The sequence below is a fragment of the Paraburkholderia phenazinium genome, assembly GCF_900100735.1.
In the GTDB taxonomy this organism is placed as follows: domain Bacteria; phylum Pseudomonadota; class Gammaproteobacteria; order Burkholderiales; family Burkholderiaceae; genus Paraburkholderia; species Paraburkholderia phenazinia.
Window position 1 is genome coordinate 1 of the sequence record NZ_FNCJ01000017.1, and the last position, 24522, is coordinate 24522.

Here is a 24522-nt window from a genome sequence, read left to right on the forward strand (position 1 = left end):
TCAGGCATCAGGCATCAGGCATCAGGCATCAGGCATCAGGCATCAGGCATCAGGCATCAGGCATCAGGCATCAGGCATCAGGCATCAGGCATCAGCGCCTCGCCGTGGCGGCCGGCGCCCTTCGCAAACCGCAGCGCGCCCGCTACGCCTTCCGCGAACACCGCCTGATAACCGCCTGCACCTTCACGACGCAACGCCTCCGGCAGATCGTCGAGCACGCTGTTCTCGAGGGCCGAGCGGCGGTCCGCCAGCAGCGCGGCTTGCGGAAACGCAGCCAGTTCCGCCGCGAGCTGCTCGGCCGCGGCGCGTGCGGCGCCGGTCGCCACCACCCGGTTGGCGAGCCCGAATGCCAAGGCCTCCTGAGCACCGAGTGCGCGCCCAGTCAGGATCAGGTCCAGGGCGCGCGATAGCCCGATCAGCCGCGGCAGCCGGATCGTCCCCCCGTCGATCAGCGGGATGCCGACCCGCCGGCAGAACACGCCCAGCACCGCGTCCTCCTCGACCACCCGCAAGTCACACATCGCGGCCAGTTCCAGTCCGCCTGCGACCGCGTAGCCGGCAATCGCGGCGATCACCGGCTTGGTGAAGGCCATGCGGGTCGGCCCCATCGGTCCCGGGCCGCTGCCGTCGGCATGCAGTTCGTTGCGGCGCGCGTCGTCGCCGAGCGCGCTCAGGTCGGCGCCCGCGCAGAAGGTGCCGCCCGCTCCGAACAGCACCGCGACGCGCCACGCCGGTTCCGCTTCGAAGCGCCGGAACGCGGCGCTCAACGCGTCGGCAGTCGGGCGGTCGACCGCGTTGCGGCATACTGGCCGCTCGAGCACGATCGTGGCGATTGCATCATTTGCATCATTTGCATCGTTCGCTTCGATCCTCACGGACTCGCCGAAGTGTTCTGAAGTCATCGTCGTCTCCCTCACTGGCTGCATCCGCCAGAATGCGTTTTATGCTGACTGATTATTGCCGGGCGTTGTCACATATACTTCATGAGCGAACCGTAGCGTAAGCGCTTTTTGCCAGAGTCGGTGCCTGGGCACCGGCCTGCCGAGTCCGCACTTGTCATTGCTCATGTCATCGCCCACGCCCCTTCTCGAACCTTCCATGGCTGAACCGATATGGATCGTTCCCCTGTATGAACACCCGTGGTACGACCATGTGCGCTTAAAGCGCGTGTTCGTAGCCGACGCGACGCGTCATCAGGTCGTGTTGGTCGACGCCCGCAAGCTGCTCGAGTGCGCAAGCCGCGACAACACCGACTATGTGCTGAAACCCGTCGCCGAGTGGCATGCGGGCAAGGTGCGCGGCATTCGCGAGTTTCTCGATCCGGAGAATCCGCGCATCCCGCAGATGCCTTACGTGACGGTGTCGACCCGCCGCGCGCCCGGCATGATGGGCTGGCTTAGGCTCGAGCACGAGGGCGTGGTGGCGTTCCGCAACGGCCAGCATCGCGCGCGCTATCTGGCCGAAGCCGGGGCACGCTGGTTTCCGGTGGAAGTCGCGGAACGCGAGGCGGCCTTGCTGCGTGAAGTGTGCGGTGCCGCTGACGACGCGCGCACCGCGATTCGCCAGACCATGGACACCGGAGCGCGCTAGGTCAGCACGGCGCTGGCCCCGTGCGGCTAGCCGCTAGCCGCGCGCCGGCACCAGATTGCGCGGCGTGCCGTCGCGCCAGGCCGCTACATTGCCGAGCGTCGTCTGGGCGATTTCGTTCATCGCCTCGCGAGTGAAGAATGCCTGATGAGCGGTCACGATCACATTGGGGAACATCAACAGACGCGCCAGCACGTCGTCCTGCAGCGGCAGGTTCGAATGATCCTCGAAGAACAGGCCGCCTTCTTCCTCGTAGACATCGAGCCCGAGGTTGCCGAGCTGGCCGCTCTTGAGCGCGCCGATCAGCGCGTTGCTTTCGACGAGGCCGCCGCGCCCGGTATTGATCAGCATCGCGCCGCGCTTCATCTTGGCGAGCGCCGCCTCGTCGATCAGATGGTAAGTGTCCGGCACCAGCGGACAGTGCAGGCTGACGATGTCGCTTTGCGCGAGCAGCGTCTCGAGCGGCACATAGCGCGCGCCGAGCGCCAGCAGATCGTCTGCCGGCGTGCCGGGGTCGTATGCGAGCACCTGCATGCCGAAGCCTGCCATGATCCGGCCAAACACCCGCCCAATCATCCCGGTGCCGATCACGCCCGCGGTCTTGCCGTGCAGATCGAAACCGAGCAATCCATGTAGCGAAAAATCGCCCTCGCGGGTACGTGCTGCCGCACGCGCGAGGCGCCGGTTCAACGCAAGGATCAGCCCAACCGCATGCTCGGCGACCGCGTGCGGCGAATAGGCCGGCACGCGCACCACGGCGATTCCCAGGCGCTGCGCGGCCGCCAGATCGACGTGATTGAAGCCTGCCGAGCGCAGCGCAATCAGGCGCGTGCCGCCCGCATGCAGCCGCTCGAGGACGGCGGCGTCAGCGCGGTCGTTGACGAACGGGCAGACCACCTCGAAGCCCTCCGCCAGCACCGCCGTTTCGACGTCGAGATGCGATTCCTGAAAGTGCAGGTCGTACCCGTACGCGGCATTTGATTCGTGAAACGTGTCGCGGTCGTACTGGCGGCTGCTGAACAGGATCATGCGCATGAGGCTCTCCGCGGAGGACATGCCGCTAGTTTAATCGTCGCGCGGCGCGTGCAGGCTGGTGCGCCGCTCACCTCCCATGAGTGGCGTCAGGTTTTGCGCGGGCGTCGGCTCCGGCGGCGCTGTCTCGCCGGCGCTAACGGTGGCCTGCAGGAAATAGGCAAGCGTGTGCTCGACGAACGAGCGCGTTTTCGCCGGCAGGAACTGGCGGTTCGGATAGACGATCGACACCTTGACGTCGGGATCGTCCACCCGGTGGTCTCCCATCACGCGCGTCAAGGCGCCGCTTGCCAGGTCGTCCGCCACCATCTGCCAGGGCAGGATCGCAATGCCCATCCCGGCCAGCACGCCGAGCCGCACCATCATCGCGCTGTTGACCGAATACACGGGTTGCAGCGTGATTTCTTCGGTGCGCTGCGCTGGCCCGGCAAAGTGCCAGTTGGCGCCGCGCTGTTCAGTCGGCAGTCCGATGAAGGCATGTAGCGCGAGTTGCCCGGGTGCATAAGGCGTGCCGTGCTCGGCCAGGTAGCCAGGCGTCGCGCAGACCACCAGCGAATGCGTGCCGAGCGGCCGCTCGATCAGATCGTGGCCCTGCGCCGAGAAACCGGTGACGATGCCGACGTCGTAACCTTCTTCGATCAGGTCCACGTGCCGGTCGGTCAGCGTCAGGCGCACGTTGACCTTCGGATAATGCCGGCGGAAGCCATCGAGCAAGGGTGTCAGCGAAAGCAACGAGAGCGCGCCGGAGGCGACCAGCCGCAGCGTGCCGCCGGGCTCGGCCTGGGTATCGCCGAGTGCGTTCTCGAGGCGGTCGAGTTCTTCGAGCAGACCGCGGCAACCCTCCAGGTAGCGCGTGCCGGCTTCGGTGAGGGCGACGTTTCGCGTAGTGCGGTTGATGAGCCGGGTTTTAAGGTGAGCTTCGAGTGTGGCGATCGAACGTGTGACAAGTGCATTCGACACGGCGAGTTGCTGGGCTGCGCGGCGGAAGCTCTCTGTCTCCGCAACTCTTACGAAAACGCGCATTGCATGAATCTGGTTCATTGGTATTCGCCTTTTGTGCTTGTTGGAAAACCGGGTGGTGTTTTACCCAGCGGCACAGCTGCCAAATCAAGGAATCGTCCGGACCAGCGGTACTACAGGTACTACGGGCACTACAGCGTCTGTTGAAAATAATATTGACTATCACACGGAATTACAATATCTATTGAACTCACTTGATGAATGATTCCGGTTCATGGGAATTTCCCAAAGTTGTCTAAGCGATCTGAGAGGGATCGGGAATTGGCCGAATTCACTTGATTCGAGCAGCAATTGACGGGCGAGCCGTCCATATAAGCGAATTTCCCGGTGGTTGGGCCACTTCACGAGGAATCGATGCGCATCTCCAATCCAGCTTGTACAGCCCGCTGTCGCGGCACTGCCGCATCGCCCGTCTGGATGCCGGGCACCTCATGACGATGCAATAAATTCTTAATTGAATGACCTAGGTCACGCGTGCGAGGCGTTGGGCTTGTCGCGTCCATAGCGAATGCGCAGAATCGGTTTTTGTAAATTTCGAGGCAATTTTTTTCGCTTTTGTCATAAATCCACGGTAAAGCGGCGAACTACAACATGATCGTTGAATTGCTCAGGTCGCAGCCGGAAATCGCGCTGTTTGCGAGTCTCGCTCTCGGATATTTCATTGGCTCCTTCAAGATCGGACCAATCCAGCTTGGCGGTGTTTGCGGCACTTTGATCGTAGCGCTGCTACTCGGGCAAACCGGTGCACGGCTCGCCCCGGATCTAAAAAACATTGCTTTTGCCCTGTTTATCTTCGCGTTGGGATTTACCGGTGGCCCGCAATTCTTCGCCAATATCGGGCGCGGCTGGCGCTACGGCTTGTTGTCGATCGTCGAAATCGTCTCGGTGCTGGTGCTGGTGATGATCGCGGTGTTCGCGCTGCGGCTCGATGCGGGCACGGCGGCGGGACTGCTGGCCGGCGCCGCCACCGAGTCGGCGGTGATCGGCACCGCTTCGGAGGCGATCTCCAAGCTGGGCTTCGCCGACGCCGAAACCGCGCGCCTGCAGGCCAACATCGTGACCGCATACAGCGTCAGCTACCTGTTCGGCCTGATCACCATCGTGCTGTTCACCAGCCAGTTCGCGCCGTTGCTGTTGCGCGTCAATCTGCGCGAGGACGCCCAACGCGTGTGGCGCAAGCTGGGCGGCGACGGCGCGCTCGACGAAGGCCAGCGCATGGGTGCGCCTGCGCTGGTCAGCCGGGCCTTCCGCATTGGCCCGGCGGCGGGACAGACGATCGGCGCGCTCGAGCAACGCTACGGCTGCAACCTGACCGTCGAGCAGGTGGAGCGCAACGGCGCGAGCCTTCCGCTCGAACCGAACTTGCTGCTCGCCGACGGCGATTTCGCACTGGTGGCCGGCCGGCGCGAGGCGCTGGTGACGGCCGCCGCGGCTCTCGGCACGGAAATAGCCGACGAGCGCTTCGGCGCGCTCGCGGTCGAACGCGTGGACGTGGTGTTGACGCGGCGCGAGGCAGACGGCCTCACTGTCGCCCAGTTGCGCGAGCGGGCCGACCCGGCGCAAGGGCGGGGCGTCTACATCGCCGCGGTGACACGGCTCGAGACACGGGTGCCCGCCTTGCCGGGCACCGAACTCAACCGCGGTGACGTGCTCACGCTGGTCGGTGCAAAGGCCGACGTGGCGCGCGGCGCGCGCCAGCTCGGTTATGTGCTCGCCGCTACACAGAAGACCGATTTCGTGTACCTCGGGCTGGGCGTCTTGCTCGGTATGGCGATCGGCCATCTGGGCGGCCGCATCGGCGGGGTGTCGGTGGCGCTGGGCACGGGCGGCGGCTGCCTGCTCTCGGGCCTGCTGTTCGGCTGGATCCGCTCGCGCTATCCGCTGGTCGGTTCGCTGCCGTCCGCCGCGGCGCAGATCCTCAAGGACTTCGGGCTGGCCACCTTCATCGCCGCAGTCGGCCTCTCCGCCGGCCCCGATGCGATCAAGCTGGTTCGCGAGTACGGCGTCGCCTTGCCGTTCGTCGGGATTCTGATGGTGCTGGTGCCCGGGCTCCTGTCGCTATGGATCGGCCGCATGTTTCTCAAACTCGAAACCCCGATGCTGCTCGGTGCGATCGCCGGGCAGCAGTGCAGCACGCCGGCCATCAGCGCGCTGGTCGGTGTGACCGGCAATTCGACGCCCGTGATCGGCTACACGATCACGTACGCGCTCTCCAACATCCTGCTGCCGTTGATGGGGCCCGTGGTTGTCGGGCTGGCCGGGAAGTTCGGCTAGGCGCAGCACAGAGCCGCGGACGGGAGTGCCACGACGTCCGCAGGCATTCAAATCAGGCAGTACGGTCATCATTCATAGCGAGGGCACGATGGACTGGCTACACCACATCTTTCATAAGTCACCGGAGATAGCGTTATTTCTCTCCCTGGCGGTCGGCTACTACGTTGGCCAGATCAAATTCGGCAAGTTCCAGCTCGGCGGGGTGGGCGGTTCGCTGCTCGCCGCCGTGGTGATCAGCCAGGCCGGTGTCACGATCGACAACGGCGTGAAGTCGGTGATGTTCGCCGTGTTCATCTACGCGGTCGGCTACGACTCGGGACCGGGCTTCTTCAACTCGCTGAACCGCAAGACGCTGCGCGAAATCGCCATGGCGATCTTCCTTGCTGTGTCGGCGCTGGTGACGGTGGTTGTGTGTGCGAAGCTGTTTCACCTCAACAAGGGGCTCGCTGCAGGACTTGCGGGCGGTGCGCTGACCCAGTCGGCCATCATCGGCACGGCGGGCGATGCGATTGCGCGTCTCGGTTTGCCGGCCGACCAGATCAAGTCGCTGCAGTCCGACGTCGCGATCGCCTACGCGGTGACCTACGTGTTCGGCTCGCTCGGGGCGATCATCGTCTGCGTGAATATCCTGCCGAAGTTCATGGGGCAGGGCTTGCGAGAGGCGTCGATCGAGGCGGAGAAGGAACTGGCCGGTAATGCACCGGCCACGACGCCAGGGCAGTTGTCGGCGTTGCCGGAGGTGGTGGGGCGGGCGTACAAGATCGATGTCAGCGCCGGGAAAACGGTCAAGGCAGTCGAAACCCTGCATCAGGACATGTTGACGATCGAGCGGATCAAGCGTGCCGGTAAGAGCGTGGAGCCGACCCCCGATCTGACGTTGCAGCTCAACGACGAAGTGCTGGTGGTAGGCCGCCGTGAGGCGGTGGTCGCATTCGGCGCGAACGGCAACGAGATCGCCAACGCCGAGGACATTGGCGTCGTGATGCAGACGCGCCAGGGCGTGTTCACGCGCAAGGGCATGAATCACACGACGATCGCCGAAGTGCGTCAGAACGTGGACCGCGATCTGCGCCACGGCGTGTATATCGAAGGCGCGACACGCGCCGGCCAGCCGCTGCCGATCCTGCCGGAAACGAAGCTCGAACACGGCGACGTGATCACCTTCTACGGCTCGCCGAAAGACACCAAGCGTGCTGTCGATGCAGCCGGTTACGAGTTGCCGTACAGCAACAAGACCGACTTTATCTACATGGGTGTCGGCCTTGTACTCGGCTTGCTGATCGGGCTGATCGTTCTGAATGTGGGTGGGATTCCGCTCACGCTCGGCTCGGGTGGCGGCTGCCTGCTGGCGGGCCTGCTGTTCGGCTGGATGCGCGGCAAGCATCCGATGTATGGCGTGTTGCCCTCGGCCGCCTCGCAGTTGCTGAAGGACTTCGGGCTCGCCGCCTTCGTCGCGGTGGTGGGGCTGAATTCCGGCCTGCAAGCGGTGGTGACGGTCAAGCAGAGCGGCATGACGATCTTCCTGCTGGGTGTGTTCGTCACGCTGTTCCCGCTGCTCTTGACCATGCTGTTCGGCCGCTATGTGCTCGGTTACAAGAACGCCGCGATTCTGGCCGGCGCGCTGTCCGGCTCGCGCAGCGCCAACCCGGCTTTCGGCGGCGTGCTCGACAAGGCGGAAAGCGCGGTGCCCACCGTGCCGTTCGCCATCACCTACGCGATCGCCAACGTAGCGCTGACGCTGCTCGGGCCGCTTGTCGTGGGTCTCGTGTAACGCGGGTCCAGTCTCACAGGCACGACTCGCAACCCTCATTCCTTCACGCCGGCGCTGCGCGCAGGAGCGCGCCCCCGCCGGCGTATTCACCCTTGCAATGGAGAACGCATCATGGCAAAAGACAAAAGTGAAAGCGAACAGGCGAAGCTAGCCGCACTCAGCCCGTTCGAACTGAAGGACGAACTGATCAAGGCCGCCGGCGGCGGCGCGGTAGAGCGGGCCGCGAACGTGTCGATGCTCAACGCCGGGCGCGGCAACCCGAACTTCCTCGCGACGATTCCGCGCCACGGCTTCTGGCAACTCGGGCTCTTCGCGATGCGCGAGTCGGAGCGTTCGTTCGCATTCATGCCCGAGGGCGTGGGCGGCTTCCCGCGCCGCGACGGACTCACGGAGCGCTTCGATCTGTTCCTGCGGGAAAACAAAGGTGTGCCAGGCATCGATTTCCTGCGCGGCGCCGTTTCATACGTGCGCGATCAACTGGGTCTGTCGGCCGGCGACTTCCTGTATGAAATGTGCGAAGGCATCCTGGCCTCGAACTACCCGGTGCCGGATCGCATGCTGAAGCTCTCGGAGATCATCGTCGGCCAGTACCTGCGCCGCGAGATGATCGGCAAGCATCCGTTCGTCGGTGAGTTCGACATCTTCGCGGTGGAAGGCGGCACCGCGGCGATGACCTATATCTTCAACACGCTGCGCGAGAACCATCTGATCAGGGCGGGCGATACGATCGCGCTCGGCATGCCGATCTTCACGCCGTACATCGAGATTCCGCGTCTGAACGACTATCAGCTCAATGTCGTCAATCTCGAAGCGACGGTGGAAAGCGGCTGGCAGTATTCGAAGAAGGAACTCGACAAGCTGCGCGACCCGATGGTGAAGGCGTTCTTCCTCGTCAATCCGAGCAATCCGCCTTCGGTGAAGATCAACGACGAGAGCCTTCAATACATTGCCGAGATCGTCAAGGAACGCCCGGACCTGATCCTGCTGACCGACGACGTGTACGGCACCTTCGCCGACGACTTCGTGTCGCTGTTCGCCCTCGCGCCGAAGAACACGATTCTGGTGTACTCGTATTCGAAGTACTTCGGTGCGACCGGCTGGCGTCTCGGCACCATCGCGACGCATCGCGACAACGTGCTCGACCGCCTCCTCGGCGAATTGCCGAAGGACGTGAAGAAGGAACTGCACACGCGCTACGAGTCGATTACAACCGAGCCGGACAAGCTGAAGTTCATCGACCGTCTGGTGGCCGACAGCCGAACCGTGGCGCTGAACCACACTGCGGGCCTGTCGACGCCGCAGCAGGTGCAGATGGTGCTGTTCTCGCTGTTCTCGTTGATGGATACGCCGGACGCCTACAAGAACGCGTTGAAGCGCCTGATTCGCAGCCGCAAGCAGGCGCTGTACGAAGAGGTGGGCATCTCCTTCGAAGACGACGATCCGAACCAGGTCGACTACTACACGATTCTCGACATCGAGTTTCTCGGCGAGCGGATGTTCGGACGCAAGTTCGTGGAGTGGCTGCTCAAGAATACCGAGCCGAGCGAGTTGCTGTTCCGGCTCGCGCGCGAGGCGCGGGTGGTGCTTCTGCCGGGCAAGGGCTTCGGCACGCAGCATCCGTCGGGCCGGGTGTCGCTCGCGAACCTCAACGAGTCCGACTACCGCCAGATCGGCCGCGCCATGCGCAAGCTGATCGAGGAGTATGTCGAACGCTACAACAAGGACACCGGCAGCAAACTCGACAAGCACGCGGTGAAGTAAACGCGTGAGCGGGTAAGCGTGGGCCATCGGCCCGCGCCGCGGGCGACTGGCATTGTCAAACGCACTGTCAAAGAACTTGCACAATCGCCCGGATCGGTGAATGATCGGTACAGCGGCCTCGCCAGCGTCACAATTGGCGAGGCCGCTTGCATCTGAGCAGCCTGATTGCCTTGATGAATGCCTGATGGGTAGATTCATAGGCACACTCGGTCGCTGCTGCACTTTGACATCCTCCGTACCGATCAGATCATGCCGACCACATCGTCCACACCCGTACCCTGTCCGGACGTCGAATCGCTCGACGCCATCCTCCCCGAAGAGCCGCTGTTGATGATGGGCGCCGGCCCCGTGCCGATTCCCGCCGCGGTCGCCAAGGCCAACACGGTCGTCATCAACCATCTGGGCGGCACGATGGTGAAGGTGATCGGCCAGGTGAAGACGATGGCGCGCTACGTGTTCCAGACCCACTCGAAGTGGGTGCTGGGCGTGGCCGGTCCGGGTTCGGCCGCGATGGAAATGGCGATCTCCAACCTGGCCTGGACGGGCACCCGCGTGCTTAGCATCAAGAACGGCTTTTTCAGCGAACGGATGGCGGAGATGGGGCGGCGCGTGGGCGCCGAGGTGTCGACGCTCGACGTTGCGGATCGCTCCGTGGCGAGTCTCGACGAGGTGGCCGAAGCGATTCGCCGCGAGCGGCCCGAGATCGTCACGATCGTGCAGGGCGAGACGTCCAACACGGTGGTCAATCATCATCTGAAGGACATCGCCGCGCTGGCGAAAGCAGCGGGCGCGCTGGTGATCGTCGACGCAGTGTGTACGCTCTCCACCATGCCGCTCGAGATGGACGCGTGGGGCATCGACGCGGTGATTACCGGCGGCCAGAAAGGGCTGTCGTCGATTCCGGGCGTCTCGTTGATCGCCTTCTCCGACGCCGCGTGGGAGCGCGTCAAAAACCGCAAGGCGCCGAACGCACACTGGTGTCTCGATGCCTCGCTCGCGGAAAATTTCTGGCACAACGCCGGCTATCACTACACGGCGCCGGTCTCGGGCGTGCTGGCCTTGCATGAGGCGTTGCGCCTCGTGTGTGCGGAGACGCTGGAGAAGCGTTTCGCGCGGCATCTGAAATGCTCGGTCGCGCTGCAGGAAGGCATCACGGCGCTCGGCTTGCAGCTTTATACGCCGGCGGCCTGCCGCCTGAATTCGGTGGTCGGGATCGAGGTGCCGCAAGGCCTGAGTCCTGCCGATATCTGCGGCCATATCTCGCGCCAGCACCAGGTGGAAATCTCCGGCTCGTTCGGCTTGCCGATCGTGCGCATCGGCCAGATGGGCGAGCAGTGCCGCGAACACAACCTGTTCCGCACGCTCCACGCGCTGGGCCGGACCGTGCTGGATCTCGGCGTGGCGGTCGATTTGCCGGCCGGGGTGGCCGCGCTTGAGAAGTCGCTGTCGGGTGGGGCGCGCGGCGTGGCGGCGCGCTAGTTGCGAAGCTGCTGAATGTAGGCGCGGGCCGGTATGCGCCGGCTTGCCCTCGCCGGACGGTGTGTCCCCGTTAGCCGAACTTTGCAGCAATTGCGCGTCAGATTGACGCGGTTGCCGTCGATTTATGGGATGTGGCGCCGAGCTGCGACTGCACGCCACGTGCCAAGCTCTCCATTCCTTACTATTATTACACTTGTCTGATGAGGTAAATCAAAGGCAACCAGGGCAACAGTGATTTCTCATGTGAGGTCTCACGCCCCGCCTGTAAAGGGGGTACGAAATGAGCAATACCATCTACGACGAACGCCTCGCGCTTCTGCAGGCGATTGCAACTGACGTCCTCGGCATCGACAAGCTCGAACCGACCGCCAAACCGACTGCGGACTTCCGCATCGTCAATATCGAACATCTCATCGTGGCGCTCGAGGCGGCTTACGATGCCGGCCTGGTGGTCGGGCGGCGGGTCGCCCGCGAAGGTAACGGCGGCGCGCAGCCGACCGATGAGGTGTATTTCCCGTAATTCCTGTCAGCGACTGGACGCTCAGGTCGCTGCGGGCGCGTTGGGCACCCGGGCGTTGCGCAGATACAGCATGGTCGAAAGCGCCACGGCGGCCGCCGAGGCCGTGGCCGCAAACAGAAACACCGACCCATAACCGAAGGCGCCCGCGATATAGCCGGCGAGCGGCCCGGTAATCCCCAGCGACAGGTCGAGAAACACCGAGTACGCCGACAGCGCCGCACCGCGGCTGGCAGGCGGCACCAGTCCGACCGCTTCGACGCCGAGCGCCGGAAACACCAGAGCAAAACCAAAACCCGTCAGCGCGGCCCCGGCCAGCGCGAAGTGCGGCTCGGGCGCGAGCCACAGCATCAGCAGGCCGACACATTCGAACGAGAACGACACAATCGCCACCCGGAAGCCGCCATAGGTCTTGATCGTATTGGCGAACAACAGGCGCGCGCCGATAAACAGCGTACCGAACACGGTCAGCGAGAGCGCGGCATTCGGCCAGTGCCGCGCCGCGTAGAACAGCGTGATGAAGGTGGCGATCGAGCCGAAACCGGCCGATCCGAGCGCCAGCCCGATGCCGTGCGGCAATACCCGCATGAAGACGCTGCGGTACGACATCCGTTCGCCGTGCACGATCGGCACGGCCGCGATGTGCCGGGCAAGGTAGTAGCCAAGCGCCGCCAGCGCGATCACCACGATGCCGAGCGCCGTATAGCCCACCAGATGGGCAATTGCCACTCCAAGCGGCGCGCCGATGGCCAGTGCGCCGTAGGTGGCAATGCCGTTCCACGAGATCACGCGCGCGTTGTGCGACACGCCGACCCGCCCGATCCCCCACAGAATCGCGCCCGTCCCGCACAGGCTCTCGCCGAAACCGAGCACCAGCCGGCTCAACACCAGCAAGCTCAGGCTGAGCGCCGGCCAGTGAGCGCACAACACGGCGAGCAGCAGCATCACGCCGCTCGTGCCGCAGCCGATCAGGCCGATTGCCACCGTGCGCTTGGGCCCGAGCGTGTCGGCCGAGCGTCCTGCGAGGGCGCGCGAGGCGAGGGTCGCCAGGTACTGCACGCTGATCGCCGCCCCCGCGATGATCGCGCTGAAGCCGAGGTCGTCATGGACGTAGCCTGGCAGCACCGCCAGCGGAATCCCGATGGTCAGATAGCAAATAAACGTGAAAAACACGACCGGAATGATCTGCAAAGTGGTCGCAAATTCGCTGCGCGGAGTGGCTGTGTCGGCGGACATGGGGAAAACGAGACTTGAAAACGGCGGGGAGCCATGATTCTCCCATGGAACCGATTCCCTTGCAGGAGTTGCTTAATTATTTTCCCTATAAAAATACGGTGCCGGATCGAAATAAAGGGGGCGTTTTGGCGCGGTAAGCGTCTCTGGGGACGGTGAGATTTCCGTGCGCATGGCCAAAAGAGCGTATTTATGAGAAAAATACGGTAATTAAATGCGCCCTGTATAAGCGCACTTTGCTCCAAACTGATCTCCTTATCGTCGCAACGATATGTCCCGCATGTGTTCCGGGCTATGGGTTGCAAATATTGACGGTGATAGCGTTCGAACCGTCACTGCAGCATGGTCCCCACGGACACAGAAAAACCCGAGAGTACGAGACATGACCCAGCCGATTCGCTTCTACCACCGCAACGCGATCCGCGAGATCAAGGACGCGCCTGTCACCCGCACCGTGCTGCAGTACCTGCGCGAAGACGCGCATTGCACCGGCACCAAGGAAGGGTGTGCCGAAGGCGACTGCGGCGCATGCACGGTCGTGGTCGGCGAGCGCGACGCAGCCGGTGGCGTCAACTTCAAGGCGGTCAACGCCTGCATCCAGTTCCTGCCCACGCTCGACGGCAAGGCGCTCTTCACGGTCGAAGACCTGCGCCAGCCGGATGGTTCGCTGCACCCGGTGCAGGAGGCGATGGTCGAATGTCACGGCTCGCAGTGCGGCTTCTGCACGCCGGGCTTCGTGATGTCGATGTGGTCGCTGTACGAAAAGCACGGCCACGAGCATAGCTGCGCCAACAAGACCGTCCCCTCGCGCGACGACATCAGCAACGCGCTGACCGGCAACCTGTGCCGCTGCACGGGCTACCGGCCGATCGTCGATGCGGCGGTGCGCATGTTCGAAGCGCCCGCGCCGAAGGCGCCGGTCGACCTCGCCGCGCTGTCGGCCAAGCTCGCCACGCTCAAGCGCGGCGAAACCTTCCACTACGAATTCGCCGGCCAGCAATTCGTCGCGCCGCGCACGGTCGAGGCGCTCGCACAGATCAAGGCCGCGCAGCCGGCCACGCGCATCCTCGCCGGCAGCACCGACATCGGCTTGTGGGTCACCAAGCAGATGCGCGAATTGGGCAACATCGTCTACGTCGGCCAGATCGAAGCCTTGCAGCGCATCGCGGTCACGAACGACTGGATCGAGATCGGCGCGGGCGTGAGCGTCGAGACGGCTTATGAAGCGCTCGCGAAGCACTATCCCGAACTGACCGAGATGTGGAAGCGCTTTGCCTCGCTGCCGATCCGCAACGCCGGCACGCTCGGCGGCAACATTGCCAACGGCTCGCCGATCGGCGATTCGATGCCGGGCCTGATCGCCCTCGGCGCGCATGTGGTGGTGCGCGGAGGCGAGATCGAACGCGAGATGCCGCTCGAAGACCTGTACCTCGCGTATCAGAAGAAGGACATGGCCGAGCATGAGTTCGTGGTCGGCCTGAAGGTGCCGACCCGCAGCGGCGCGCGCCAGAACCTGCAATTCCGCACCTACAAGCTCTCCAAGCGCTTCGACTCGGACATCTCGGCGGTGTGCGCGGCGTTCTCGTTTATCGCTGACGGCGACACGATCCGCGAGCCGCGCATTGCCTTCGGCGGCATGGCCGCCACCTCGAAGCGCGCGACCCACGCCGAAGCGGTGCTGCGCGATGCCGAATGGCACGAAGCCACCGCGCAGGCGGCGATGATCGCGCTCGGCAACGACTACGCGCCGTTGAGCGACATGCGCGCCACCAGCAACTACCGTCTCGACGCGGCCAAGAACACGCTGTATCGCTTCTGGCTCGAAACCCGCCCGCACAATCCGCTGCCCAGGTCCGCACTCGATGTGCGCGCAGTAGAAGCCGCCGGCGCGAACGCCTGAAGCCGTCCCACGGATACGGAGAACCATTCGAATGAATCAGCAAGCAGAACCGTTCCTGAAAGACGCTCAGGATTTCGACGACTTCACCCAGGTGCATGTCTCGCGTCCGCATGAATCCGCGCATCTGCACGTGAGCGGCCGCGCGACCTACACCGACGACATTCCCGTGCTCGCCGGCACGTTGCACGCCGCGCTTGGCCTGTCGCCGAAGGCGCATGCGAAGATCGTCTCGATGTCGCTCGACAAGGTGCGCGCCACACCCGGCGTAGTCGCCGTTTTCACGGCGCAGGATATTCCCGGCGTCAACGACGTCGGCCCGATCATCCACGGCGACGACCCGATCCTCGCCGACGGCCTGGTGCAGTATGTCGGTCAGCCGATGTTCATCGTGGTCGCCGTCTCGCACGAAGCGGCCCGCCTCGCGGCGCGGCGCGCCGAAGTGGTCTATGAAGAGCTGCCGGCGATCCTCACCGCGCAGCAGGCTCGCGCCGCCAATCAGCACGTACTGCCGCCGATGAAGCTCGCGCGCGGCGAAGCGAGCGCCAAGATTGCCCGTGCAGCGCATCACGACGCCGGCGAAATGCTGCTCGGAGGCCAGGAGCAGTTCTATCTGGAAGGGCAGATTTCGTACGCAGTGCCGAAGGACGACGACGGCATGCACATCTACTGTTCGACCCAGCACCCGACCGAGATGCAGCACATGGTGGCGCACGCGTTGCACGTGCCGTCGCATAACGTGCAGGTCGAGTGCCGCCGGATGGGCGGCGGTTTCGGCGGCAAGGAATCGCAGTCGGGCCTGTTCGCCTGCTGTGCCGCGATTGCCGCATGGAAGCTGCTGTGCCCGGTGAAGCTGCGTCCGGACCGCGACGACGACATGATGGTCACCGGCAAGCGCCATGATTTCCACTACACGTATGAAGTCGGCTACGACGAAAAGGGCGTGATCGATGGCGTGAGCGTCGACATGACCTCGCGCTGCGGCTTCTCCGCCGACCTGTCCGGTCCCGTGATGACGCGTGCGCTGTGCCACTTCGACAACGCGTACTGGCTGTCCGACGTGACGATCGATGGCTTCTGCGGCAAGACCAACACGCAGTCGAACACCGCGTTCCGCGGCTTCGGCGGCCCGCAAGGCGCGTTCGCGATCGAATACATCATGGACAACATCGCGCGTTCGCTCGGCGAGGATTCGCTCGACGTGCGCCGCCGCAACTTGTACGGCAAGACCGAACGGAATCAGACGCCGTATGGTCAGGTGGTCGAAGACAACGTGATCCACGAGCTGATCGACGAACTCGAAGCGACCAGCGATTACCGCGCACGCCGCGCCGCGATCCGCGAGTTCAACGCGAACAACGAGGTGCTGAAGAAGGGGCTCGCGCTCACGCCGGTGAAGTTCGGCATTGCGTTCAACGTGACCCACTTCAACCAGGCCGGTGCGTTGGTGCACATCTACACCGACGGCTCGGTGCTGGTGAACCACGGCGGCACGGAGATGGGGCAGGGGCTGAATACCAAGGTGGCGCAGGTCGTCGCGCACGAACTCGGCATCAGCTTCAGCCGCGTGCGTGTCACAGCGACCGACACCAGCAAGGTGGCGAACACCTCGGCTACCGCCGCTTCGACCGGCTCCGATCTGAACGGCAAGGCCGCGCAGGACGCTGCACGCCAGTTGCGCGAGCGCCTCTCGGCCTTCGCCGCCGAGCGTTTCGGCGCAGGCCAGGTGAGCGCGGACAGCGTGCGCTTCGCACACGACCGCGTACGGGTCGGCGAGGCCGTGCTGCCGTTTGAAGAGATCATCGCCAAAGCCTATCTGGCGCGCGTGCAGCTCTGGTCGGACGGTTTCTATGCCACGCCGAAGCTGTACTGGGATCAGTCGAAGCTGCAGGGCCGCCCGTTCTACTACTACTCGTATGGCGCGGCGGTCTCGGAAGTGGTGATCGACACGCTGACCGGCGAAATGCGCGTGCTGCGCGCCGATGCGCTGCATGACGTGGGCGCATCGCTGAATCCGGCGCTCGACGTCGGCCAGGTGGAAGGCGCGTTTATCCAGGGCATGGGCTGGCTCACCACCGAAGAACTGTGGTGGAAGGCCGACGGCAAGCTGATGACGCATGCGCCGTCCACCTACAAGATCCCGACGGTGAACGACACGCCGCCCGATTTCCGCGTCAGGCTCTTCAAGAACAAGAATGCCGAGGACAGCATTCACCGTTCGAAGGCCACCGGCGAGCCGCCGCTGCTGCTGCCGTTCTCGGTGTTCTTTGCGATCCGCGATGCGGTGGCGAGCGTGGGCGACTACAAGGTCAATCCGCCGCTGAACGCGCCTGCGACGAGCGAAGAGATCCTCAAGGCGGTGAGCGCGGTGCGTGCGGCTACGGCTGCGCCGCGCCAATAAGCGTCAATAACCACCGATAACCGAAGCGACCCACCGGAATGCTCGCGATGAACGCACCTTCTTTCGTTCAGGTTGGCCGGCGCAGCAGCGATGCTGCGTCGCCCCCGGCGCCGATGCATATCGTGCTGTTCGGCGCTGGCCACGTCGGCCACGCGCTCGTCACCTTGCTCGGACGCCTGCCGTGCGTCGTGCAATGGGTCGACGAGCGCGACGAGCTGTTCCCCGATGAGGTGCCCGCCAACGTGCAGGTCGAGCCGACCGACACGCCCGACGTGATCGTCGACAACGCGCCGGCCGGCGCCTATTTTCTGGTGATGACGCACAACCACGCGCTCGATTTCTCGCTCGCCGTGCGCATCATGCGGCGGCGCGATTTCACCTACTTCGGCATGATCGGCTCGAAGACCAAGCGCGTGAAATTCGAGCGCCGGCTGATCGAGCGGGGTGTCGATCTGGACCGGCTCGCGGAGATGACCTGCCCGATCGGTGTAGCGGGAATCGTCGACAAGGCGCCGCAGTCGATCGCGGTGGCCGTGTGCGCGGAGTTGCTGCAGGTGCGCTCGCGGTGCTCGCAGCATACGACGCACGCGCCGCGAGACCTTTGCGCTAGCGTCTGAGTCTCCGAGCGGCCCCGGCCGCGACAGCCTTCCCACTTCTCCCCGCGTCACCCGCCGCTCCAGCCGTCCTGGCGTCTGCACCGGACAGCACCTGTGGCGTCTACAGCGCGGGCGCGCGCTTCACCCGCCGCGCTTTCTGCGCCACCAGCCGCTCCGACACCTGCGACATCAACGTGCGCAGCCAGCCGAGATCGCTCGGCCGGTCCGGCCGCGGATGCCACAACTGATAGCACTTGATGCGCGGAAACGGGATCGGCACGTCCACCACCGCGAGCGGCAGGATGTTCGCGTAGTGCATCGCAAAGCGCCGTGTCGTCGTAAAGATCAGATCCGATTGCAGCAGCACTTGCGGCACGAGGCCGAAGTAGGGCAGCGTCGTGACGATGCGCCGCTCGGCGCCGGCCCTGGCGAAGCCGATATCGACCGCGCCGCTGCTGGCGCCGCTATACGGCGTCGGCGCGAGATGCGGGGCTGCCAGGTAGGTCTCCCGCGTCATCGGCGCCTGCGCCAGCGGATGATCCGCACGCATCAGGCATACCACCGTATCCGAGAACAGATCGCTTTTCTCGAAGCGCGCATCGGGCTTCGGCCAGTTGCCGATCACCAGATCGAGTTCGCCGGCATCGAGCGCCGCCGCATGATCGAGCGTGGGATTGAGCGAATCGATTTCCAGACGCGCATGCGGCGCCGCCTCGCGAAACTGTGCGATCACGGTCGGCATGAAAAAGTCGTTCAGATAGTCGGGCGCCGCGACCCGAAAGATGCGCCGCGAGCGGCCCGGATCGAAATCGCCATGCGGGGTCGCCACAAAGTCCACTTCGCGCAGCACCTGTTGCGCCGACGCCAGCAGCGAGGCGCCGTATTCGGTCGGCACCATGCCGGATTTACCGCGCACCAGAATCGGGTCGTTGAGCGTTTCGCGCAGCTTGCGCAGCGCGGTGCTGATGGCAGGCTGGGTCTGGTTGAGGCGCAGCGCCGTCTGCGTCACGCTGCGCTCGACGAGCAGCGTACGCAGCACGCGCACGAGCCAGATATCGAGGGAGGCGGCGGTGTCGTCCATGGATCAGGTGGGCGGGTCAGACTCAGAAGATGCGCCGCATGAGAGCCGCCACCCGGACGGCTCGCGAAGCAGGGCGCGAAGACCATAACCTTAGGCCCGTTTGCCGTGCGCCCGCCATAGCGGGCGCGGTATGGCCGGCATCACACGGCACGCGGCGGCTGGCGGGCACGTCAGTCGCCGGCCGTCAGCACACCTGATGGGCTCGCCGGATCCTGACGTTAAGCTTTCAATCCGCTGCGCGGCTCAAACCTGGATCCCGGAGGGCAACGTGCTAATGCGCTTCACTTCCTTCGAATCGAGCCAGTTCGGCGTGCGGGCGCAGTACAGCACCATCGGCAGGGCATCCTCGCCCCAGAACAACTGGTCGTTGAGCCAGAAGGTGGGCACGCCGAATACGCCCAATGCAATCGCATCGGTGGTATTGCGCAGCAGTTGCGCCTTGACCTCTTCGCGCTCGATCAGCTCGGGACCGTCGGGCACACCGATCCGTTCGCACAGCGCGGCGAACCCTTCGTCGCTCGACGGATCGCGCCCCTCGCGCCAGATAAAGCGAAAGATATCCCGCACGCAGTGGATGTCGGCCTTGACCGCGACCGCCAGCAGCATCGCCTTGGTCGAATCGAACGGATGGGCCGGCGGCATCTTGAACGGAATGCCGAGCTGGTCCGCGCGAAACAGGGCGTGGCGGTACATGTACACGCGCTTGGGGGGCACGCCGTAGGCGGGGCGCTGGCCCCAGTGCTCGTAAAGCTGGTTCAGGACAACCGGCGTGGGGACGAATTCAAACCCCGGCCACTTGTCGTGTTGCTCGAGCAACAGATACGTAAACGGCGAGACGAAGTCGTAAAACCACAGCGGTTGCGTGGCGTCGATGCCATCGGTCATAGGTCTCTCCCGGATTGCTCGGATCTGGACGGAACGGGCAGCGCAGGCGTCTGCTACGCGTGCCTGCTAAACCATCCAGTTTGACGTGATCTTACGCGGAGCCGGGGCCGTGTGCAGGTGCGATGTGTTTCAGCGCGGGTTTTCCTGCACCGCAGCCTCGCTATCCTCCTGTCCGTCCATCCGGCCAGTCTCCGCCTGAGCGTCGCGTGTGTGCAAGAGCCGTTCGCGCACGAAGCCGATATGCTCGCGCAGCACGTAGAACTGGTCGGCGTAGGCAAGTGGCATCTTCAGACCGTTGACCGATTCCTCGATCGTATCGAGCCGTTCCAGCAGCGTCTGGCGTTCCTCGGCAGAGGTCTCGCCGAGCACGCCGCGCTCGATCGCGATCAGCGCGCCGTACCAGCGATAAATACGCGATTTGACGCGCCATGCGTAGAGCGACGGCACCACCCGCAACGCGGGAACCAGCAAGACGATCAGCGGCACCACGACCACCAGCAAGCGGTCCGCGAGGCTCGCAATCCAGAACGGGAAGATGCGGTACAGGAAGCTCTTGCCCGACTTGTAGTAGCGCGCGGCGTCGTCGCTGATCGGGAAGTCGTGGGCGAGCGGCGCCGGAAATTCGCCGGCATGCTGCATCACGTTGGCTTTGCCATGCACCTCGCGGGCCGCCTCGATCAGCAGATCGGAGAGCGCGGGGTGCAGCGAGTCGCGCGCCACCAGCTCTTCGGTCGGCGCCACCATCTGGATCGGCGCCGGCGGCAGGTTCTTGCCGAGATCGAATGCGCCCATCGGCAGATGGATCTGCGTCAGGTAGGGAAAGCGCCGCGCATACGCTTCAGCCTGGGTGAAGTTGTAGAACTGCACGTTGGGCGTGCGGTACAGCTTGCCCATCACCGGCGGCTGTGCCGAATCGCCGGTCAGGAACGCGGCGTCGACATCGCCCGAGACCAGCGCCTTGGCCGCATCGTCGCCGGACAGAGGTAGCAGTTGGGTGGCGCCGCCTGGCTCGATGCCATTCGCCTTCAGCAGCGCCAGCGCCAGTTCACGCGTGCCGCTGCCTTCCGCGCCGATGGCAAGACGCTTGCCTTTGAACTCGGAGAGCCGGGTGACGGTGGGGCCGTGATAGAAGATCGCGAGCGGCACGTAGGCCACGCTGCCGAGCGACGTCAGGCCATCGGGCACCGGGCCCTGGGCGACGCCGTCCTGCACGAAGCCCACGTCGACCTTGCTGTTCGGATCGGCGAGGCGCTTGAGGTTCTCGGCCGAGCCTTCGGAGGTCAGCACGTTGAGCGTGATGCGGTTGCGCGCGAGAATCGCCTTGTACTTCTGCGCGGCATTCCAGAACGAGCTGCCCTGCGGACCGGTCGTGATGGTCAGGGTGTCGGGCGGGGCGGGCTGGATCAGGCGTACGGCGACCCAGATGGCGGCGGCGGCGATCAGCAGGATCGGACCGAAGGATACCGCGAGGTCGCGCCACGAGATCGCCACGAAACGGGCGACGAGGCGGGGAGGTTTGCGGCCGGTGGAAGACTTCATGGGCAGGCGTGACGGCGACAATGTGGTTCGGTGACGGCAGGCAATTGCGTGACTTGAGGCGTGGCCCGTGCATGACAGGCGCATGAGCCGAGGTCCGCGGCAAGGCCCGCAGCGGCGTGCTCGCGCCGATGGTACATGAGATTGACGCGGTGTCGGCAGGTACGGCTGGGCGGGGGGCGACAAACCCGTAACAAAAGGTGAAACTCGCATGAAGCGAGCGTGAAACCCGGGCGAAATGCGCCTGGAACCCACCTGAAGCGCCGCTCAAAGTCGCATGAAGCGTGCAGGAAATGCATCTTGCATCCTCCCGAACCCTACGCGCCGGGCCGCTGCCCTGCGTTAAACCCTTTGCGCTTCTCGCGCGTGTAGATTAAATTGTGCATCGCTGCGGCGCTTCAACGTTTGCGCAGCGTGACCCGGCACGACACAGTAGAACCGGGCGCGCTGGCGGACTTCGCGGCACGCTGGCCAGCGCATCCACATTGATCGCGCAGGCCGGTTTCTCTCGCCTCTCGCACCCGTGTCGCAGCCTTAATCGGCCGTCGCCCAGCCGCGCCTTGTCGCGTGCGGCGTCACGGCCGCCGGAAGTCGTAACGAAGCCGCTTGATACATGCGGTCATAACCGAAGTAAAAAGGAGAAATCATGAAATCGGTCGATTTTCTGAAGGTGCTGGGTGGTGTGGTGGCGGTGGTGGTCGCATGCAACACGTATGCCCAGTCAAGCGATGCAATGGGCACGGCGAGCGGCGCAATGGCTGCCCCGAGCGCCAAGACCGTCAAGAAGGCGAACCGTAGTCTGGGTCTCAAGGTGCGCTCCGCGCTCGCCAAGGCTCAGGGTATCGACGTGTCGAGCATTGCCGTGCGGGCTCGCGGCGGCGCCGTGACGCTGACGGGTTCGGTGCCTGATCAAGGCCAGGTCGACAAGGCCGGTGAAGTTGCGCAAGGTGTCGCCGGCGTGACCTCGGTGGCGAACAAGCTGACGGTGGTGCTGCCTAACTGATGGATGCCGCGCGCGTGGCCGTCGGGGCCAGCCGGCTTTGACGGCACAACGCGCGCCACGGCAGCCGTTGCCCGCTTGCAGATGCGCGATGACGCGGCAGGCGAGGGCACGGTATTCCTGATGATGGAAAAAAGCGCCCGAGCGTAGCGCTCAGCGGCGCCCGGAACGGGTCTTGGCGAATCGCCGGGGCCCGTTTTGCATTGGGGCGGACCCGTTATGCGAGCGGAGCTGTGGCGCGCGCTGCAGCGCGGCGATCGCTGGTGCGCTGTGACACACAAATTTCCCTGGTGGAGGCGTAGTGTAAAGGCTGGGATTCAGAGCAAAGCCGGAGCTGATCCGGTGTGAACCCGGAGTGAACCGAAATGGACACGACCTTTCAACGCTACACAGACCTGCCGATCACCGATCGGGCAGCCTTCGAACTGGTGTGCGCGCGGCACGGCTTTGCGCCGGCGCACTTTGAAATCACCGGGTCGCCCGATCCGGACGACCTCGCGCATCTGCGCCGGCTGGTGACGGTGCGGCGTGGCGGCTGGGCGCAGTCTTATCGCGCCGACGACGCCGGCTATTGGGTGCGGGAGTTCGAAACCGACCTGACTTGCCGTTTCTTCAAGTAAGGCGACGACCGCGCTGGCCTTGCGCTGCGCGTGGCGCCGTCCGCGCAGACGGGGCGGCCGCCCACGGCCCGCGCCAGGCAGTGCCGCCGGCGCACGGCCGGCAGTCGCCTCAGGCCAGCACCAGCCTGACGCCGACGAGCGTCAGCGTGGCGGCGAGGACGTTGCGCAGCAGGGCGTCCGGGGCGCGCGCCGACAGGAAGCTGCCGATCGCAATGCCCGGCAGCGAGCCCACCAGTAACGAGAGGAGCATCGACCAGTCGATCGAGCCCAGCAGCCAGTGGCCCGCGCCGGCCAGGAGCGTCAGCGGCACGGCATGCGCGATGTCCGAGCCGACGATCCGCGTGGTGGGCAGGCGCGGATACAGCAGCAACAGCACCGTCACGCCGATCGCACCGGCGCCCACCGAAGTCAGCGACACCAGCACCCCCAGCACTGCTCCCGTCAGCACGGTCAAGCCGAGCGTGCGGCCCTGCGTGAGCGCGCTTTGCCGGCCCGCGCCGAGCTTGGCCAGTTGCGGCCGGAACACCAGCGCCACCGCGGTAATCAGCAAGGCGGCGCCCAGCACGACCTGGATCAGCCGGCTTGCGCCGGGTGTATCCATCCCATAGCGGTGCAGCAGGATCAGCGTGATGGTCGCCGCGGGCACACTGCCGGCCGCGAGGCGCAGGGTCACCTGCCAGTCCACCGAGCCCTTCAGGCCATGCACGAGCGTGCCGGTCGCCTTGGTGGCTGCGGCGTACAGTAGATCGGTGCCGACTGCAGTGGCGGGGTGCACGTTGAACAGCAGCACCAGGATCGGCGTCATCAGCGAGCCGCCGCCGACGCCGGTCAGTCCGACGAGGAAACCCACGAACAGGCCGGAAACCGAATACAGAAGATCGATATGGGGGAGTGACATGGAGCAGACCGCTGCCGGTCGTGTGAGGTTTGCGAAGCGCGCCGTCGATCCCGGCGTGCCGGGTTGCGGACGAGGGATCGGCGGCGCGAACGGGCGCGGCAAAGGCGCTATTGTCGCAAAACTGGAGAGGACGCGTGTCCGCTGCATGTGACGGCATTCAGGCTGCTGTCGTCAGGGTGGCCGGCATCCGGGCCGCCTACATGCCGGAAGCCCGGACGCCGGGAGCCCGGACGCCGGCAACCTGCGAGGGCTGCCTATACGCGTGAAGAGGCCCTAGAGCGCCCGGCGAATCTCCACGAGGCCGAACAGAGCGAGGCCCATGCCTACGCCGCGGTCGATCAGGCGGCGCAGCTTGCTGCCGAGCGCATGCCGGGCCAGCGCCACGGTGGTGACGAGGCAGCACCACCACGCGATCGAGCCGCAGAACACGCCCGACACGGTGGTCAGCGCGACGCTCGTGGAGAACGTGCCGCGTGGCGCGAGTGTCGTGAAGAGCGCCGCGAACATGATGACGGTCTGCGGGTTCGTGAGAGTCAGGAGCAGCGCGCTGGCATAGGCGCGCACGGTGCCGGCGTAGCCTTTGCGGGCGAGCGGGCTATCGGCCGCCTCAGCGTCGGCCGGTGCTTTCTGCAGCAGCGCGCGCAGGCCGAGGTAGAGCAGGAACAGGCCGGCGGCGAAATGCAGCGGCCTGTCGTAAGCGAGCATGAAGTGCGAAAGACCGACCAGTCCTAGCGCGGCGATCAGGCCGTAGACTGCGTCGCCGCTGGCAATGCCGATGCCGATCGCCAGGCCCGTCTGCGGACCTTCCGCAAGCGTGCGGCGGATGCACAGCATGCCCATCGGTCCGACGGGCGCCGCGACTGCGAGCCCGACGCCTGCGGCGGTGAAGAAAAGGGCGGTACTCGACATGCCTGCTCCTTGTTATTCAGAGTTT

General features: G+C 64.8%; 20 protein-coding genes. 11 read left to right on the top strand and 9 right to left on the bottom strand.

Annotated features, from left to right (window positions below; all coding sequences use genetic code 11):
* Window positions 1-77: 77 nt before the first annotated feature.
* Window positions 78-902, bottom strand: a complete 825-nt coding sequence (locus tag BLQ92_RS29215) for a crotonase/enoyl-CoA hydratase family protein (protein ID WP_090690136.1) — start codon at window positions 900-902, stop codon at window positions 78-80.
* Window positions 903-1065: 163 nt separating this feature from the next.
* On the opposite strand from BLQ92_RS29215, the gene BLQ92_RS29220 reads away from it, so the two are divergent.
* Window positions 1066-1590, top strand: coding sequence for a plasmid fertility inhibition factor family protein (locus BLQ92_RS29220; RefSeq protein WP_090690137.1), 525 nt, complete (start codon window positions 1066-1068; stop codon window positions 1588-1590).
* A gap of 33 nt (window positions 1591-1623) precedes the next feature.
* Here the strand turns inward: BLQ92_RS29220 and BLQ92_RS29225 are convergent, their stop codons facing one another.
* Both BLQ92_RS29225 and BLQ92_RS29230 read right to left on the bottom strand, forming a co-directional pair.
* A complete protein-coding gene (locus BLQ92_RS29225; RefSeq protein WP_090690140.1) occupies window positions 1624-2622 on the bottom strand; it encodes a 2-hydroxyacid dehydrogenase in 999 nt (332 codons plus the stop codon).
* Between the two features lie 30 nt (window positions 2623-2652).
* A complete protein-coding gene (locus tag BLQ92_RS29230; RefSeq protein WP_090690144.1) occupies window positions 2653-3660 on the bottom strand; it encodes a LysR family transcriptional regulator in 1008 nt (335 codons plus the stop codon).
* Between the two features lie 570 nt (window positions 3661-4230).
* Here BLQ92_RS29230 and aspT (BLQ92_RS29235) point away from each other — a divergent pair.
* The 5 genes from aspT (BLQ92_RS29235) (at window position 4231) to BLQ92_RS29255 (ending at window position 11444) form a co-directional block, all read left to right on the top strand.
* The gene (aspT, locus tag BLQ92_RS29235) at window positions 4231-5913 is read left to right on the top strand and encodes an aspartate-alanine antiporter (RefSeq protein ID WP_090690147.1); all 1683 of its coding nucleotides are present in this window, start codon (window positions 4231-4233) and stop codon (window positions 5911-5913) included.
* Window positions 5914-6001: 88 nt separating this feature from the next.
* Window positions 6002-7684: an aspartate-alanine antiporter gene (gene aspT / locus BLQ92_RS29240; protein WP_090690151.1), complete on the top strand. Its 1683-nt coding sequence runs from the start codon at window positions 6002-6004 to the stop codon at window positions 7682-7684.
* A 111-nt stretch (window positions 7685-7795) separates the two neighbouring features.
* On the top strand, window positions 7796-9445 hold the full coding sequence (locus BLQ92_RS29245) for a bifunctional aspartate transaminase/aspartate 4-decarboxylase (RefSeq protein ID WP_090690154.1): 1650 nt from the start codon (window positions 7796-7798) through the stop codon (window positions 9443-9445).
* A 249-nt stretch (window positions 9446-9694) separates the two neighbouring features.
* Entirely contained in the window at window positions 9695-10924 is a 1230-nt protein-coding gene (locus BLQ92_RS29250; RefSeq protein ID WP_090690158.1) for a pyridoxal-phosphate-dependent aminotransferase family protein, read from the top strand.
* Between the two features lie 280 nt (window positions 10925-11204).
* A complete protein-coding gene (locus tag BLQ92_RS29255; protein ID WP_090690161.1) occupies window positions 11205-11444 on the top strand; it encodes a DUF6900 domain-containing protein in 240 nt (79 codons plus the stop codon).
* Window positions 11445-11465: 21 nt separating this feature from the next.
* On the opposite strand, the gene BLQ92_RS29260 is transcribed toward BLQ92_RS29255, so the two are convergent.
* Window positions 11466-12677, bottom strand: a complete 1212-nt coding sequence (locus BLQ92_RS29260; RefSeq protein WP_090690164.1) for an MFS transporter — start codon at window positions 12675-12677, stop codon at window positions 11466-11468.
* 379 nt (window positions 12678-13056) lie between these two features.
* Here BLQ92_RS29260 and xdhA point away from each other — a divergent pair, with 379 nt between their 5' ends.
* The 3 genes from xdhA to xdhC are packed head-to-tail and all read left to right on the top strand — an operon-like array spanning window position 13057 to window position 17589.
* Window positions 13057-14574, top strand: coding sequence for a xanthine dehydrogenase small subunit (gene xdhA, locus BLQ92_RS29265; RefSeq protein ID WP_090690167.1), 1518 nt, complete (start codon window positions 13057-13059; stop codon window positions 14572-14574).
* Window positions 14575-14605: 31 nt separating this feature from the next.
* On the top strand, window positions 14606-16972 hold the full coding sequence (xdhB, locus tag BLQ92_RS29270; protein WP_090690172.1) for a xanthine dehydrogenase molybdopterin binding subunit: 2367 nt from the start codon (window positions 14606-14608) through the stop codon (window positions 16970-16972).
* Window positions 16973-17019: 47 nt separating this feature from the next.
* Window positions 17020-17589: a xanthine dehydrogenase accessory protein XdhC gene (gene xdhC / locus BLQ92_RS29275; protein WP_425312520.1), complete on the top strand. Its 570-nt coding sequence runs from the start codon at window positions 17020-17022 to the stop codon at window positions 17587-17589.
* 100 nt (window positions 17590-17689) lie between these two features.
* Here the strand turns inward: xdhC and BLQ92_RS29280 are convergent, their stop codons facing one another.
* From BLQ92_RS29280 to BLQ92_RS29290, 3 genes are all read right to left on the bottom strand, one after another.
* Window positions 17690-18649 (bottom strand): LysR substrate-binding domain-containing protein, encoded by a 960-nt coding sequence (locus BLQ92_RS29280; protein WP_090690179.1) that lies wholly within the window; start codon window positions 18647-18649, stop codon window positions 17690-17692.
* A gap of 243 nt (window positions 18650-18892) precedes the next feature.
* Window positions 18893-19534 carry a 2-hydroxychromene-2-carboxylate isomerase gene (locus BLQ92_RS29285; protein WP_090690184.1) on the bottom strand — a complete coding sequence of 214 codons (642 nt, stop codon included), beginning with the start codon at window positions 19532-19534 and terminating at the stop codon, window positions 18893-18895.
* 129 nt (window positions 19535-19663) lie between these two features.
* Window positions 19664-21073, bottom strand: coding sequence for a TAXI family TRAP transporter solute-binding subunit (locus BLQ92_RS29290; protein WP_090690188.1), 1410 nt, complete (start codon window positions 21071-21073; stop codon window positions 19664-19666).
* Between the two features lie 643 nt (window positions 21074-21716).
* On the opposite strand from BLQ92_RS29290, the gene BLQ92_RS29295 reads away from it, so the two are divergent.
* Window positions 21717-22073 (top strand): BON domain-containing protein, encoded by a 357-nt coding sequence (locus BLQ92_RS29295; RefSeq protein ID WP_090690192.1) that lies wholly within the window; start codon window positions 21717-21719, stop codon window positions 22071-22073.
* A gap of 362 nt (window positions 22074-22435) precedes the next feature.
* Window positions 22436-22690, top strand: coding sequence for a hypothetical protein (locus BLQ92_RS29300; RefSeq protein WP_090690195.1), 255 nt, complete (start codon window positions 22436-22438; stop codon window positions 22688-22690).
* A gap of 109 nt (window positions 22691-22799) precedes the next feature.
* Here BLQ92_RS29300 and BLQ92_RS29305 read toward each other — a convergent pair whose 3' ends face one another.
* Both BLQ92_RS29305 and BLQ92_RS29310 read right to left on the bottom strand, forming a co-directional pair.
* Window positions 22800-23588 (bottom strand): sulfite exporter TauE/SafE family protein, encoded by a 789-nt coding sequence (locus BLQ92_RS29305; RefSeq protein WP_090690199.1) that lies wholly within the window; start codon window positions 23586-23588, stop codon window positions 22800-22802.
* Window positions 23589-23861: 273 nt separating this feature from the next.
* Window positions 23862-24497 carry a LysE family translocator gene (locus BLQ92_RS29310; RefSeq protein WP_090690203.1) on the bottom strand — a complete coding sequence of 212 codons (636 nt, stop codon included), beginning with the start codon at window positions 24495-24497 and terminating at the stop codon, window positions 23862-23864.
* Between the last annotated feature and the right edge of the window lie 25 nt (window positions 24498-24522).